Genomic DNA, 14,609 nt, shown 5'->3' with positions numbered 1-14,609 from the left:
AGCTCCTACCAAGATGGTAAAACTGAACCATCAAATTTTTTCTCGATAAACTCTTTTACTTCCTTAGACTGATAAGCTTTCTTTAATTTATTTACAACGGCATCATCTTTATTTTCAGTACGAACAACGACCCAGTTCACATATGGTGAATCTTTTCCTTCGCGGAAGATAGAATCTTTCGCTGGACTTAATTTTGCACCTAATGCAAAGTTTGTGTTAATTGCAGCTGCTTTCACTTCACTTAGTTGCGTTGGTAATTGAGATGCCTCTAATTCGACAATCTTTAATTTTTTTGGATTTTCAATTACATCTTTTGCAGTCGCTTTTTCTGTAGCCTTTGGATCAACTTTTAAAACCCCTGCTTTTTCAAATAATTTTAAAGCTCGAAGTTCATTTGTTGGGTCATTTGGTACAGCAATTGCATCGCCCTCTTTTAAGTCTTTTACATCTTTTATATCTTTAGAATATACGCCCATAGGGAATGTTACTGTTGAAAATACTTCAGCTAATTTCATATTGCGTTCAGCTTTAAATACATCTAAATACGATTTCGTTTGGTAACTATTTACATCAAGGCTTTTTTCATCTAATGATACGTTTGGCGCTACATAATCATTAAATACTTTTATATCAATTTCGAGACCATCTTTTGCTGCAACTTCTTTTACCTTTTCAAAAATTTGTTCATGTGGTCCACCTGTTACACCGACAGTAATCTTTTTCTCGTCTAATGCTTTTACCTCTTTATCTGAACTCACGCTACATGCGCCTAATAATAATACTGCTCCGCTTACAATGCTTAATAATACCTTTTTCATCTATAAATCCCCCTTCATATACGTTCCAAAATAAAAAGCACCTCCCAAAAATAAGAGAGGTGCCGAATAGACGAAATAGATTCCTCTCTTATCTTCCAAAACGAAAACTCGTTTTGCAGGAATTAGCACCTTAGCTTATACGTCATAAGCTCGGTTGCCGGGCATCATCGGGCCAGTCCCTCCGCCACTCTTGATAAGAGTATGTGTATGTAGTTTTGAATATGGTACTAATAGTAAATCGTACAAAAAGAATTGTCAATGATATTTTCGGAATATATTTTATTTTAAGATAATCGAAACATTCCCCTTTTTATGTCCTTTTTCTACATATATATGAGCTTCAGCAATTTCTTCTAATCGGTAAGTTCTATCAATAACAGGTTTTAGCTTTTCTGTTTCAGCTAGTTGTTTTAGCAGGTTCATATCTTCTTTACTGACCTTTGCCATCATTCCGTTCACAGATACATATTTTCCATTAGGCATTAATGCATCTGTACAAAGAGACTTTTTATATTTTCCAACTGCATCAAATATAATATCGTAGTGCTCGCCCCGCTTAGTAAAATCTTCTTTCATATAATCAATTACGTTGTCTGCCCCTAAAGTTGTTACTAAATCGAAATTCGAACTACTACAAATGGCTGTGACAGTCGCCCCGAAGTATTTAGCAAGTTGTATGGCAGCTGTCCCTACTGACCCAGAGGCGCCGTATATAAGTACTCGTTGCTCTTTTTTTATCTGTCCTTTTCTAAGGAAGTGCAATGCTGAAGTTCCGCCAAAAGGAATAACGGCAGCTTCTTCATATGTCACATTGGTAGGTTTTAATGCTATTAATCCACTTTCATGCACGCATGTGTATTCCGCATAACCACCAAGGTTTAGTTCTGTTAATGCAAAAACTTGATCTCCTTTTTTAAATTGTGTTACATCTGTTCCAATGTCTTCGATTTCACCGGATAACTCTACGCCAAGTATAGGTTTTCTCGGTTTTCTGAAACCTAATATGATCCGCATAGGAATCCAAAATAAGAGGGGGCTATTAAAGCCACGTATTCTACAATCTCCAGTCGATACACTTGTTGCGTGAATTTTAACTAACACTTCATTTTTTTTAGGTTTAGGCTTTTCTACATTTTGAAGCTGGAGAACATTAGGTGGTCCGTACTTTGTACAAATAATCGCTTTCATAATGACCTCCTGAAATGAGTTGTTATTATTTACATCATATTTAAACTTTTTCTCAAACATGTTGTTATATAGGAAATAAATTTAAAGATAAATATTACGAATTATATAGATTTCATAGGAAAAGAGATGATATTATTTTTGGGAAGGAGGGGACGTTATGAAAAAACTTATTTTAATTTCAAGTTTAGTACTTGCAGTCGGTCTAGGAGTAGGGTGTAGTAATGAGAAAACAAAAAAGACTGACGAACCGAAAAAAGAAGCTGTGCAGAAAGAAAAGGAATTAACAGCGAAGGATGTTTTTAATAAAGCGAATGAAGCTTTTAAAAACGAAGAAAATGTAACGATGACATATGATGTGGGAATAAAGGCTGAAGGAACAGAGATGAATGTAATAAAGGCTAAAATGCAACTAGAGCCGAAGAAAAAAAATTCTCGTTCTGAAATGAATGTTTCTGGTACAGAGGTTGTTGTTTATGATGTGGGTGGCAAAATTGCTGGTCAGTTGAAAAATCCTAATACGGGTGAAATTATGTCTGTACCAGAGGAACAATTGAATGCTAACGGAATGAACGCGACTCAAGGAATGGTAGATAATTTAGAGATTCCATCGGAAATTTTAAATAAAGTGAAGATGGAGAAAAGTGGAGATAATTATAAGCTGAAGTTTGCATTAAAAGGGCAAGAGACAGAGAGTATGCTAGCTAGTATGGATGAAAAGCAGAAAAAAATGCTACAAGGCCAAAATGCAAAGATAGAAGAAATAGATGGGGAATATATTATTACAAAAGATTTTAAATATGAATCAGCAAAGATAGATATGGTTATGAGTAGCAATGGTGAGGATAAAGCGCACATTATTACGGATGCAAAGTTTACATCGTATGATAAATTTGATCCAATACAATTGCCAGCAGCAAAGTAATCACTGTCAAGAGAGGTACCTGAAAGAAAGGGTATCTCTTTTTGTTGCTAATAAGGAGAGTGTCCTTTGAAAAAAAGAAAGATAGCAGTGGTCATTGTCGCATATACGGTTTTGCTTGCAACGTCTGTACATACGTATAAAAAACAAATTGATCATCCTATTATGAGTGATGTAGGTAAATTGCTTCCGACAAAAATAAAACGTGTTGAAAGTGCTACGGAAGAGCACTCGTTAATAAAATTAGTGCGAGATGCAAAAGTTTCAGGAGAGAAAATTTCCATCGCAGGCATGCAACATAGCCAAGGAGGACAGACATATTATCCGAATGGCACGATGCTCGATATGAAAGGATATAATAAAATATTAGAATTTGATCCAGAGAAGAAGCGGATTACAGTTCAAAGTGGTGTCACCTGGAATGATATTCAGAAGAAAATAAATCCTTATGGCCTTGCGGTACAGGTCATGCAGTCTCAAAATATTTTTACTGTTGGCGGTTCATTAAGTGTAAATGTACACGGGCGTGATATTCGTCATGAGGCACTGATTGATACAGTAGATTCATTTAGATTGTTAATGGCAGATGGCACGGTACGTAATGTAAGTAGAGAAGAAAATGCAGAGTTATTTCCATATGTCATTGGGGGTTACGGTTTATTTGGAGTTATTTTAGATGTGACGCTGAAGTTAACAGATGATGAATTATATGAAATGCACACGAGAATGATAGATTATAAAGAATACGCATCTTATTTCAAAGAGAAAGTGAAAAGAGATGAGAATGTTCGTATGCACTTAGCGCGTATTTCTGTTGCTCCAAATTCATTTTTAAAAGAGATGTATGTGACAGATTATACTTTGGCACAAAATCAAAATATGAGAGAAGAGTACAGTGAATTAAAGGAAGAAAATATTATAGCTGCACCGAAATTTTTGCTTGGGTTATCACGTTATAGTGATTGGGGAAAGAATACATTTTGGGATATACAAAGAGGTTATTTTGAACGTACAGATGGAAAGTATGAGACGCGTAATAATGTTATGAGATCAGATAGTGCTTTTATGGAATATGAAAATCCAAATAGGACCGAAGTGTTACAAGAATACTTTGTACCTATAGATGCTTTCACAGAGTATATAGATGATTTACGTAACGTATTAAATGAAGATGAGTTTAATTTACTCAACATTACGATTCGTTACGTGGAAAAGAATGAAAATGCAGTTTTGTCCTATGCGAAAGATGATATGTTTGCGCTGGTTCTTTTGATTAACCAGGGACGCTCAGAGAGTGAGATAAAGAAAACAGAGGATGTCATTCGAAAGATGATTGATGTTACTTTAAAGCATAATGGTAGTTACTATTTGCCGTATTATTCTTATCCAACGAAAGAGCAGTTAAAGAGGGCATATCCTCGCATTGAAGAATTTCTCAAGAAAAAGAAGGAAATAGATTCAGAAGAGAGATTTGTGAATTTATTTTATAGGGAGTATACGAAATGACATATAGAAGATTTGTGGCTTCGCAAAGTATCATCATGATGGCAGGAAGTATGGTATTTCCTTTTTATATATTATTGCTTCGAAACGTTGGAAATAGCTTCTCGCAATTTGGCTGGGCGTATGGCTTATTTGCTTTAACATCAGCACTTGTATATCCACTAGTGGGAAAGGTATCTGATCAAGTAGGGGATAAAAAATTATTAATCATATACGCTTGGTCCATGGCAATCTTAATGCTTTGCTTTCCAATTGCCACGGAAGTTTGGCATGTGTATATTCTTCAAATTGTAATGGGCGTTTTAGGTGCTGTGCAGCGTAATACTGAGAAGACTTCGTTAGCACGAAAGGTTGCGCAGGAAAAGGCTGGTTATGAGATTGGAAAATACCATGTGTGGACATCCATTGGCGGAGCAGTAGCGGTTATTGCCACGGGATATTTAGTAGATTTCTTTACGATTGGTACAATTTTTTATATTGCATCTATTCTATATGTAGTGAGCGGGATTGTATTAAGTAGTAAAAAAATATAACTATTCCTATTTTCACCTTAATAACCTTTATTTGTTATACTAAAAGGGAATACAAAAGAAAAGGGGACAGTGCCTTTGATGAAATTTGTAGTTTTAGCTATTCTTACTTTGTTTTTGATTCCATGGACAAGAAGTAGTAGTAAGCTTCGAGCAGTGGATAAGAAGGGAGATAAGAAGGTTGTAAAGGGTAAGAAATCATCTATTTTAGTTATTCCTGTTTTATTTTGGATAGGTATTGCAATCTATGAATACTTTTGGCTAATTGATGATCGAGTAGATTCGATTCTTACTCATTATTCTGTTGCAGTAGCAATTTTAATTGGGCTTGTTTTATTTTCACAAGATCAAATAGGGAAATTAGAAGGTACATTAAAAGGACTTCTAATGTTTATTTTACTCGCAAGTTACGGCTACTTTGGTTATTTGCACGATATAGTAATCTCGCAAAAGAAATATGATTCTGTTGTTAAGGTAGAGAAAGATATTTCAGAGCCATTTACTGAAAATGACCAGCCGTTTACAGTGCCGCCAAAGACAGCGGAGAATAAGATGAAAAAAGTATTTGGTGATATTCCAAAAGTAGCTTATTTTGAGCTAGGAGAATTAACGCCACAAATGGTAAACGGCGAGGCTTTATATGTAGCGCCGATTGAAGTTTCAGGATTTTTTAAAGCGCGTAAAGCTGAGACAATTCCAGGGTACGTAACGATGTCAGGTACGAATCCTGATGCGGAAGCGAAACTGCACCTCGGTTATAAAATGAAATATGTGCCAAGCATGTTTTTTGGTAATAATTTAGAGCGTGTGGTAAGGCAAGCAGAACCAAATTTAATCTTTAAAGGAAAACCTAAATTTGAGGTTGATGATAAAGGAAAACCATATTATACAATGACGTATGGTGAATTTATTTCAGGAAGATCTGGATTTGAGGTAGAAGGTGTTGTCGTAGTAGATGCACAAACAGGTGAAGTGAAAAGATATGATAAAGGAAAGGCACCTAAATTTGTTGATGGTGTATTAAATCATGAGACTGCATCTACGTTAAATACGTACTTTGGCAAATATATTCACGGATTTTGGAATACGAAATTCTCGCAAACAGATATGAAAATTCCGACTGAGTGGGGAACGAAAGAAGGCGTGACCCCGATCTTTGGTAAAGATGGAACACTGTATTATTTTACAGACTTTACTTCTCCAAAAGAAGGAGTAGATTCAGCTCTAGGCTATTCATTAGTAGATGCACGCACAGGCAAGCTATATTACTATAATGGAAAAGAAGTAAAGGGGATTATGGATGGTTCAGCAGCTACAGAAGTAGTAGATAATTCCTTTAAGAGAGAGAAATGGCATGGGACAATGCCTGTCATTTATAACGTATACGGTAAACCAGCTTGGATTATTCCGGTTGTTGATGACGGAGGCCTAGTACGTGCGCATACAGTTGTATATGCTGCTAATGCAAAAATATTTGCGACAGGTTCTTCGCAGAAAGAAGCGCTTGAGAATTATAAAAACGTAATGAGCGGTAATGGTGATACATTTAGACCAACCTCAACAGGAAAAGAAGCGCAAAAAGAAGGTATTGTACAACGTGTATATAAAGAAAAATCAGGTGAAAATACAATCGTGTACGTACTTTTAGAAAATGAACAAAAGGTATTTATGATACCGGTGAAGAAATTCCCATATGCTATGTTTACAGAAGTAGGAGATCCAATTCAAATTACATATTTAGATACGGGAGAGACGATGGCCTCGGTATCTAAATTTACGAATAGCAATGTGAAAAAATAAAGCGGTAGAATTTCTATCGCTTTTTTTACATTATGAAAGAGGAAAATGCACTGTACTTGACGTATGTTTATGATGTAACTATAATTGTTACGATTCAGTGTGTATAGGAAAGGGTGAATTGAAAAAGTGAATGAAGTTAATCACGAAATATATAAACCTGTAAAGGCAAACAGGTTGTGGATGATTCTTGTATTAGGGACACTTACGGCGATTGGGCCATTATCTATTGATATGTATTTGCCTTCATTACCGAAGTTAACGGATGACTTGCAAACAGGTGCATCCCTAGCGCAGCTTACATTAACAGCTTGTTTGCTTGGGTTGTCAGTAGGGCAATTATTTGTTGGCTCAATTAGTGATATTTACGGAAGACGCAAACCACTTATTATTGCTCTTATTATTTATGTTGCTTCTTCTTTACTTTGTGCTGTTGCGCCATCTATTTGGACATTAGTATTATTGCGCTTCCTACAAGGAGCTTCAGGATCAGCCGGGATTGTTATATCACGTGCGATGGTAAGAGATATGTACTCAGGTTCTGAAATGACGAAGTTTTTCTCACTGCTTATGTTAGTAAACGGAGCAGCACCTATTTTGGCACCGATTATTGGGGGGCAATTGTTACAGTTTACAACGTGGCGCGGTGTTTTCATCGTTCTTGGAGCAATTAGCGTATTCATGTTAATCTCAGCTACTTTTGTATTACGTGAAACATTACCTCCTGAAGAAAGAGAAACAGGTGGTTTGTCAGGGACTTTGGCGACGTACGGAAAATTGTTAAAGGACCGTCTATTTATGGGATATGCATTGTCACAAGGATTAGTAACAGCGGCAATGTTTGCATACATTTCGGGCTCACCATTTGTGTTGCAGAACATATACGGAGCATCACCACAGCAATTTAGTTTATTCTTTGCGATTAATGGCCTCGGTATTATTATTGCTAGTCAGGTAACGGGTCGTTTAGCGGGGAAAGTGAATGAGAAGACATTATTTGTTGCGGGTATTATTATCGCAGCTGTTGGTGGCCTATCTTTACTACTGACAATCGTACTAGGAATAGGTTTAATTGGTGTTTTATGTTCGTTATTCCTTGTCGTATCAAGTGTCGGGGTTGTATCAACAACTGGGTTCTCATTAGCGATGAGAAATCAGAAACAAGCTGCAGGAACAGCATCAGCTTTATTAGGTTTATTACAGTTTATTTCAGGAGCTCTTGTTGCTCCGCTAGTAGGTATCGGTGGAAGTAATACAGCATTACCGATGGGTATTGTTATTGCGCTTTGTGAAGTAGGAGCAGTGTTATGTTATCTATTTATGGCCAGAAGAAGTGAGAAACAGTTTGAACTGCAGCAAAAACAAAATCTAGAGGCTTAACAAAAAAGAACTGATTCAAAGGGAATGTTTGAATCAGTTCTTTTTTCATTTCTTTGAAATACCTCATACAGTTTTGTAAGGTGATGTAGTAAAGCATTGCAAAAGTTATTTGTATAAAGTGACGATACTGTGACAAACATGTTGGTATATATATATTACGGTGTCGTCTTAAGTGTAAAAAGTAGGATGTTCTCGGTATAATAACAAGTGGAGATAAAAGAAACTATAATGAGTAATAGTTGTAGATAAAAGACCTGCGGTAGTATGTCAACGGAAAAACAACAGAAATCAAAGTTATCAAAGGACATTTTGTTGAAAAAAGACATTACGAAACTAGACCAGTAATGTATGTAATTTACTGGAAAATATTTGAAAGGTAGCGATGACAGGTTTTATGTCACACTTTCACGCACCTTTCTGGCGTAAAGAGTTGGTGATTGCGTAGTAGCGCATCCACCAATCGCACAAATTTTCTTGCGGTTAGAACGAGTGCACGTTTGTGTTGATGCTTTGGTACTTCATTATATTTTTTTACGTAATATTCTTGGTAATCAGATACATACTTTCTTACAGAGTTGGCGGCTTCAACTAGGTAATAACGTAAGTAGTGATTTCCATTACGAGATAATGAAGTGTTTTCTGCAATGAAACGACCAGATTGATGTTTGCGCCAATATAATCCGGCATATTTTGCAATCTTAGTTTCATCATCAAATCTTTCGATTTGACCAATTTCAGCGATAATACCAGCAGCGAATACGGGACCCACTCCAGGAATGGATTCAAGTGTTTGAGGTAATCCAGCCATGATTTGCTTAATGGACTTTTCTATTTCCTTAATTTGTTGTTGATAGGTACGAATGACCGCAATTGATGTTCCGAGAAGGACATCGATTGAATCTTCCACTACCTTATCTAAACGATAGGAAGAGCGAACAGCCTTTTGAATGGTTGACGCAACACATTTTGGATCACCGAACCGATTCTTTCCTTTTGCTTGTAGGAACTCAGCGAGTTCGTTTAAAGGCATGTCAGCTAATTCCTCTAGACTAAGTTTTTCAAGGAATAGCTCCATCATGGCGTTGCCGAATATAGAAGAATCCACCTCTTGTGAGAACGTATTACACTTATAACTTAGGTGTTGTAGAAAATGTTGCTTTTCCTTTGTCAACATTCTAACGAGCTGATAACGAGATCTTGTCAATTGTTGTAGTGCTACGTACTGGCTTTCTTTTACGATAGACATTTGATTTCGTCCGAACCGTAAATAGTCAGCGATGACGAAGGCATCAATCTCATCTGTTTTATCCATGTCAGAATAGCTTTTCTTGAAGTTCGTAATTTGTTTTGGATTCATTAGAAATACTTTTGCTCCAAAACTTTGTAACTCTTTATCATAATGAAGAAACATAGATGGATGAAAACTATAAACAGATGTAGATTCTAAACCGATTTTAAAAATTTCTACTTTTTGATTGGCTATACGCTGTAATAATCGCTCTTTTAGCGCTATGGCACCTGGTAAATCATTATTGACTGAAAAGGAGTCTAGCTTTTCTCCGTCACCATTTAGAATACAAGTTTTTATATCAAACGAACTTACATCTAATCCAACAAATAATCTCATGTAAGAGACCTCCTTTCGATTTAGAATCATTGCTTGGACGTCTCGAGATATCTCTAGTGTGCACGCCGATCAACAACCTCGTGTATGAGAGCTAGTCCTGAATCGAAAGCCGCCCTAGAGCTACTAACATCTAAGTTCGAGGGTCAGGCTGCTCAGCCTGCGAGTAGGAAGTCCCGCACGTTCACTGAGAAACACTCTTTTTATGTGGTAAATCCACAGGAGAAGAAAGAATTGTCCCAAATGATCCTAAGACCATTATCTAGAAATATCTTGAGACGTCCAAGGATTATTTATAAGTCTCATAGTAGGAAGAAAACCTAAGTTTGAATTACAGCTTAAATATAATATACGAGGAGAAGAAGAGATGAAGAAGGTTTTGGGTATTGCCGTAATGGGAGGAATGCTCCTTCTAGCAGGGTGTAATGGAAATAAAGATACGAAAGAACCGAAAGAAAAGGTAGAGCAATCTACAGAACAAACAGAAGAGATGAAAGAATACCGTGCAGTACATGAAAAATACGATATGAAAATGAATAAAGAAATTAATAAAGCACTGCAGTTATTTGAAGTAGCAAAAGAAAAGGGCGGTAAGGAAATAACGACTGCTACATATAAAGAAGATGTGCAAAAGGTAACAACGAGCATGTTAGAAGATATTGATCATATACGTAAAGAAATTCGTGTTCCGAAGTCGAAAGAGCAAGAACATGAAGTATATGTTGGTTTCTTGAATGAATCGGAACAAGCGATGAAAAAATTACAGAAGTTAGCTAAAGAAGAAGATTCATCGTTGATTCGTGATATAGAAATTAATTTTGCAACAGCATCGACATACTATAAACGTTTTCTTCTTACTACCGCCTACTTCTTTATTTTATTTCTCTTTTGTATTCTTTTTTCGTTCCATCAGAGAAGACAACTTCTAAATCAAATTTTTGATAGTCTTTATCAAGTTTGAACACGTTCACTACTTGATCGATTACTTCTTGGTCAGCAGTATTTTTATCAAATTTTAATTCTTGTAAGAGTGGGCTTAATTTTGTGATAGCCTCGTCTCCTGTTAATTTTACATCTGCTTTATGATCTTCAATTTTTGCTTCCATTTTCTTATCAGCTGCTACATTTTTATAGTCTGCTTCGTAGTCTTTCTTTGTATCTTGGTAGTCTGCCTTTAAATCGAATTCATTGAAGTTTAGTTTTAAATCTGCAGGAGCCTCATTTTTTGCTTCTTCAGTCGTCTTTTTATTAGAAGTTGTGTCTTCTTTTGCAGGAGCTTTACATCCTGTTAATGCAGGTACTAGCATAAGAGCTAATAAAACTGATAGTAGAATTCTCATTATAAATTCCTCCTTATGTAAATTCGTTCTATACAAGTTTTTCCCAAAAACATGTAATTATGTATGTGTTGAAAATAAATTATTATTCTGTAGTTGCAAGGGCTAATCCGCAATTTAAATCAAAAAAGATTTGTATGTATATGGTAAATTGAAGTTGTGAGGAGGGGCTAAAATGCATGAAGAATATAAAGAGATAATAAAAAAATCAATTGAATATATAGAGAATCACTTACATGAGGAGCTTACAACAGAAAGAGTGGCATCTCACAGTGCAGTATCGATGTACCATTTTCATCGCATCTTTCAAAGATATGTTGGGATGAGTGTAACAGATTATATTCGAAAGAGAAGGTTAACTCATGCTGCGCAAGTTTTAGTGTCAACGGAGAGAGCTGTTATTGATATTGCAGTGCAATACGGTTTTTCCTCACAAGAGGCATTTACGAGAGCTTTTAAAAGAATGTTTCAATTGCCACCAAAGAAATATCGAAAGTACTTTCAGTCATTTTATATAGAAAGAGAGGGTGTTTCAATGCAAAAAGGTATACCGAAAGGATGGATCTTAAGTGGAAGTCATCCTGCTGAATATGAGATGGGTTTAGATTATGAAGTTGTCCATCAGGGGAAAGTATCTGCATACATAAAAGCAAAAGAGAATGTTACGCACGGAGGATTTTCAACATTAATGCAAATGTTCCGAGCGGATAAATATGTAGGAAAGAGATTACGTTTTACAGCATTTATTAAGAGTGAAAATGTAAGAGATTGGGCAGGATTGTGGATGCGAGTAGATGGAAAAGATACAGAATCGCTCGCTATGGATAATATGCAAAATCGCCCCATTAAAAATACGAATAACTGGCAATCGTACTCGGTTGTATTAGATATAAAAGAAGAAGCACTTGGTATTGCATTTGGTGTTTTATTATCAGGAGAAGGTTGTGTGTGGCTAGATAGTATTCGATTTGATGAAGTAGATGAAAAAATTCCTTCAACAGATTTGGCAGAGAACTTTTATGAAACACTTTTAGAAGAGCCGGTGAATCTACAATTTGAAGAAGTAGAAAAATAAAGAATAAGGAGAAAAGATATGCTCAAATATGTAAAACTAATAAGTATTTGTTTAGTAATATCGTCTTGTATTATGGGAGTTAATTATTTAGTTAGCTATCTTTGGTCAGGGCATATACCTTCTTTGACGTGGAGAACATATTTGATGTTTGTGTTTATATGTATAATGAGTTTTGGTTCAATGCAAAAAGAAGGAAAAGAGGATTATTGACAATAGTCTTCTTCGCCTTTCTTTCATTAACACAAATGGTTGTAACTGTTTTTGGAGATGCAGGTATGATTTTCAATATCATCTCACTATCGTTACAACTTGTAAGTTTGGGTGTAATTGTACCACATGAAATGCTTTCTAAAACATACCAAACAATCAGTGAATTATTTCCTGCAATATATGCAGGAAATGGCTATTATACAATAATATTTGGAGGAGTTAGTTTAGAAAGAAATATTATTTCATTATTAGTTATTGTATTGGTTATACAATTAGTAGCAGGTATGATTTTAGCTATAAAAGGAATGGCAAAGGGAAGAGGAAGCTCTGTAGTTAAAGTTGTATAAAAGTAAAAAGGTATCCTTCGTGGGATACCTTTTACTTTTGTTACTTTGCAACTTCTGTCCACTTGTAGTTAAATTCACCACCGAAGTCAGTTGTTACAAGTCCTTTAATGAAAGAGCGTTGTAAGTAAGAACGACCTTGTTGGTATAAAGGAGCGACAGCGCCGTCTTGTAATAGAATTTTTTCAGCTTGCTTCATTGCTTCAAAGCGTGCTTTTTCATCGCCAGCTAAATCTGTTTTCACTTTATGAATTAGCTCATCGTACTCTTTGTTAGAGTATTTATCGAAGTTATAAGCACTATCTGTTGTAAATAGATCTAAGAATGTAATTGGATCAGCGAAGTCAGGGCCCCAGCCGTCAATACCAATTTCATAGTCACCACTTAATAGTAGTTTTAGCTGTTGTTTACGTGGTTGTGGTTTTAAGTTCACTGTTAATCCGTCTAAGTTCTTTTCTAATTCACCTTTTAAATATTCACCAGTCTTTTTAGCTAAAGCATTGTCACTTGTTAATAGTTCGATTGTTACTTTGTCAGTACCAAGTTCTTGTTTTGCTTTTTTCCAGTTTTCTTTCGCTGTTTTCACATCATCCTTGACTAGATTTCCATTTTCTTTACGGAAGTCGTTGCCTTCTGGGCTCTTTGCGAATTTCGCAGGAACCATTCCTTCAGCTGGAACCGCGCCGTTATTTAAGATTGTTTCTACGTAAGCTTTTTTATTCATTGCGCCGTTAATAGCAAGGCGTGCATGTTGATTTTTTAATGTTTCATTTTTCTGATTTAGTCGTAAGAATTGAATGCCGACTTCAGCGCGTTCTTTGAAGTTTGGATCGCTCTTATATTTATCAACAAACTCTGCAGTTAAAGCAACACGATCAATTTGTCCTGAATCATATAAGTTCACTTCTGTAGACTTATCTTTAACGACATTGAAGTTGATTTCTTCTAGTTTTACAGTTTTAGCATCCCAATAGTTAAGGTTTTTCTTCAATTGGAAGCTTTGTTCATGTTTCCAGTTCTCTAATGTGAAAGCACCGTTGTAAATTAAATGAGTTGTTTCTAAACCATATTTATCGCCTTGAGACTTTAAGTACTCTTTATTAATTGGTAAGAATGTTGAGAATGTCGTTAAGCTTAAGAAGTAGGGAACAGGACGGTCTAGTTGTACTTCTAACGTTTTGTCATCAACAGCTTTGACCCCTAGTTGATCAATTGGCAATTGTTTTTGGTTTATTTGTTTCGCATTCTTTATATCGAAGAATAAGAATGCGTATTCAGCTGCTGTATCAGGATTTACGGCACGTTGCCAAGCGAAGGCAAAGTCCTTTGCTGTAACAGGAGTACCGTTTGACCATTTTGAATCACGCAGATGGAATGTATATTTTGTTTTATCGGGACTAATGTCAACCGACTCAGCGACACCAGGAACCGGTTTATTATCTTCTCCCATTGCATATAACCCTTCAAAAACATTGCGCATTACGTTCATGGATTCCCCATCCGTTGCTTTTGCAACATCCATTGTTGGAATTTCTGAAGCGAATGATAAGTTAATTGCCTGTTTATCAGGTGCTTTATCGTTTGCTTTCGCTCCGCTTGCATTATCCTTATTTCCCCCGCAAGCAGTTAGTAATAGACTTGCCCCTAAAACAGATGCAACAACAGGTATAACTTTTTTCTTCATTGTTCGTTCCTCCCTAAATGTGTTGTTCGTAACGTCATAATGTCCATGTCTTGAAGTAGTTATAGAAGGAGATAAAACCTATTATAAATATTTGTTTATAGGTAATCAGGTGTTCTATATGTATATACATGTTGATCTATAATCTATCGTTATATGTTTCAACGTAGTAGACATTATATTTTGATGGTGAAATATTTCGT

13 protein-coding genes, 1 pseudogene and 1 riboswitch are annotated in these 14,609 nt (G+C 35.8%); of the genes and pseudogenes, 9 read left to right on the top strand and 5 right to left on the bottom strand.

Going from position 1 to position 14,609, the window contains the following annotated elements; translation table 11 throughout:
- Nucleotides 1-5 precede the first annotated feature (5 nt).
- Complete coding sequence (locus tag QCI79_RS12445) at nucleotides 6-818, bottom strand: MetQ/NlpA family ABC transporter substrate-binding protein (protein WP_000756992.1); 813 nt, start codon at nucleotides 816-818, stop codon at nucleotides 6-8.
- An 85-nt stretch (nucleotides 819-903) separates the two neighbouring features.
- Nucleotides 904-1,018: riboswitch (SAM riboswitch) on the bottom strand.
- 79 nt (nucleotides 1,019-1,097) lie between these two features.
- Nucleotides 1,098-2,006, bottom strand: a complete 909-nt coding sequence (locus tag QCI79_RS12440) for an NAD(P)-dependent alcohol dehydrogenase (protein ID WP_021727935.1) — start codon at nucleotides 2,004-2,006, stop codon at nucleotides 1,098-1,100.
- 157 nt (nucleotides 2,007-2,163) lie between these two features.
- Between QCI79_RS12440 and QCI79_RS12435 the strand changes: the two genes are divergently transcribed.
- From QCI79_RS12435 to QCI79_RS12415, 5 genes are all read left to right on the top strand, one after another.
- Complete coding sequence (locus tag QCI79_RS12435; protein ID WP_000733611.1) at nucleotides 2,164-2,928, top strand: DUF6612 family protein; 765 nt, start codon at nucleotides 2,164-2,166, stop codon at nucleotides 2,926-2,928.
- 66 nt (nucleotides 2,929-2,994) lie between these two features.
- Nucleotides 2,995-4,431 (top strand): FAD-binding oxidoreductase, encoded by a 1,437-nt coding sequence (locus tag QCI79_RS12430; protein WP_000746286.1) that lies wholly within the window; start codon nucleotides 2,995-2,997, stop codon nucleotides 4,429-4,431.
- Nucleotides 4,428-4,961 carry an MFS transporter gene (locus QCI79_RS12425; RefSeq protein WP_000222367.1) on the top strand — a complete coding sequence of 178 codons (534 nt, stop codon included), beginning with the start codon at nucleotides 4,428-4,430 and terminating at the stop codon, nucleotides 4,959-4,961. The genes QCI79_RS12430 and QCI79_RS12425 overlap by 4 nt, the downstream gene beginning before the upstream one ends.
- A gap of 78 nt (nucleotides 4,962-5,039) precedes the next feature.
- Nucleotides 5,040-6,758, top strand: coding sequence for a DUF3981 domain-containing protein (locus tag QCI79_RS12420; RefSeq protein ID WP_000674048.1), 1,719 nt, complete (start codon nucleotides 5,040-5,042; stop codon nucleotides 6,756-6,758).
- A gap of 117 nt (nucleotides 6,759-6,875) precedes the next feature.
- On the top strand, nucleotides 6,876-8,135 hold the full coding sequence (locus QCI79_RS12415) for a multidrug effflux MFS transporter (protein WP_228161169.1): 1,260 nt from the start codon (nucleotides 6,876-6,878) through the stop codon (nucleotides 8,133-8,135).
- 397 nt (nucleotides 8,136-8,532) lie between these two features.
- Here the strand turns inward: QCI79_RS12415 and QCI79_RS12410 are convergent, their stop codons facing one another.
- Nucleotides 8,533-9,762 (bottom strand): IS110 family RNA-guided transposase, encoded by a 1,230-nt coding sequence (locus QCI79_RS12410; protein ID WP_021728073.1) that lies wholly within the window; start codon nucleotides 9,760-9,762, stop codon nucleotides 8,533-8,535.
- A gap of 364 nt (nucleotides 9,763-10,126) precedes the next feature.
- Between QCI79_RS12410 and QCI79_RS12405 the strand changes: the two are divergent.
- A pseudogene (locus QCI79_RS12405) lies at nucleotides 10,127-10,621 on the top strand (hypothetical protein); the annotation flags it as partial.
- A 10-nt stretch (nucleotides 10,622-10,631) separates the two neighbouring features.
- Here the strand turns inward: QCI79_RS12405 and QCI79_RS12400 are convergent.
- Nucleotides 10,632-11,099 carry a YusW family protein gene (locus QCI79_RS12400; RefSeq protein WP_001221553.1) on the bottom strand — a complete coding sequence of 156 codons (468 nt, stop codon included), beginning with the start codon at nucleotides 11,097-11,099 and terminating at the stop codon, nucleotides 10,632-10,634.
- A 172-nt stretch (nucleotides 11,100-11,271) separates the two neighbouring features.
- Here QCI79_RS12400 and QCI79_RS12395 point away from each other — a divergent pair, with 172 nt between their 5' ends.
- The 3 genes from QCI79_RS12395 to QCI79_RS12385 are packed head-to-tail and all read left to right on the top strand — an operon-like array spanning nucleotide 11,272 to nucleotide 12,728.
- The gene (locus QCI79_RS12395) at nucleotides 11,272-12,171 is read left to right on the top strand and encodes a helix-turn-helix transcriptional regulator (RefSeq protein ID WP_000544204.1); all 900 of its coding nucleotides are present in this window, start codon (nucleotides 11,272-11,274) and stop codon (nucleotides 12,169-12,171) included.
- 18 nt (nucleotides 12,172-12,189) lie between these two features.
- Nucleotides 12,190-12,381, top strand: coding sequence for a hypothetical protein (locus QCI79_RS12390; protein WP_000922534.1), 192 nt, complete (start codon nucleotides 12,190-12,192; stop codon nucleotides 12,379-12,381).
- Complete coding sequence (locus QCI79_RS12385) at nucleotides 12,378-12,728, top strand: ABC-2 transporter permease (protein WP_000156942.1); 351 nt, start codon at nucleotides 12,378-12,380, stop codon at nucleotides 12,726-12,728. Before QCI79_RS12390 ends, QCI79_RS12385 begins: the two co-directional genes overlap by 4 nt.
- Before the next feature lie 40 nt (nucleotides 12,729-12,768).
- On the opposite strand, the gene QCI79_RS12380 is transcribed toward QCI79_RS12385, so the two are convergent.
- Nucleotides 12,769-14,409 carry a peptide ABC transporter substrate-binding protein gene (locus QCI79_RS12380; RefSeq protein WP_021727937.1) on the bottom strand — a complete coding sequence of 547 codons (1,641 nt, stop codon included), beginning with the start codon at nucleotides 14,407-14,409 and terminating at the stop codon, nucleotides 12,769-12,771.
- Nucleotides 14,410-14,609: the final 200 nt, after the last annotated feature.

Source organism: Bacillus cereus group sp. MG1 (genome assembly GCF_040460035.1).
Taxonomy (GTDB): Bacteria; Bacillota; Bacilli; order Bacillales; family Bacillaceae_G; genus Bacillus_A; species Bacillus_A cereus.
This window is presented reverse-complemented; position numbering and strand designations above follow the sequence as displayed.

Excerpts from the sequence above, each read along its gene's own strand:
- QCI79_RS12445 (WP_000756992.1), bottom strand. The coding sequence starts at position 818 with ATGAAAAAGGTATTATTAAGCATTGTAAGCGGAGCAGTATTATTATTA.
- QCI79_RS12440 (WP_021727935.1), bottom strand. The coding sequence starts at position 2,006 with ATGAAAGCGATTATTTGTACAAAGTACGGACCACCTAATGTTCTCCAG.
- QCI79_RS12435 (WP_000733611.1), top strand. The coding sequence starts at position 2,164 with ATGAAAAAACTTATTTTAATTTCAAGTTTAGTACTTGCAGTCGGTCTA.
- QCI79_RS12425 (WP_000222367.1), top strand. The coding sequence starts at position 4,428 with ATGACATATAGAAGATTTGTGGCTTCGCAAAGTATCATCATGATGGCA.
- QCI79_RS12420 (WP_000674048.1), top strand. The coding sequence starts at position 5,040 with ATGAAATTTGTAGTTTTAGCTATTCTTACTTTGTTTTTGATTCCATGG.
- QCI79_RS12410 (WP_021728073.1), bottom strand. The coding sequence starts at position 9,762 with ATGAGATTATTTGTTGGATTAGATGTAAGTTCGTTTGATATAAAAACT.
- QCI79_RS12400 (WP_001221553.1), bottom strand. The coding sequence starts at position 11,099 with ATGAGAATTCTACTATCAGTTTTATTAGCTCTTATGCTAGTACCTGCA.
- QCI79_RS12395 (WP_000544204.1), top strand. The coding sequence starts at position 11,272 with ATGCATGAAGAATATAAAGAGATAATAAAAAAATCAATTGAATATATA.
- QCI79_RS12390 (WP_000922534.1), top strand. The coding sequence starts at position 12,190 with ATGCTCAAATATGTAAAACTAATAAGTATTTGTTTAGTAATATCGTCT.
- QCI79_RS12380 (WP_021727937.1), bottom strand. The coding sequence starts at position 14,409 with ATGAAGAAAAAAGTTATACCTGTTGTTGCATCTGTTTTAGGGGCAAGT.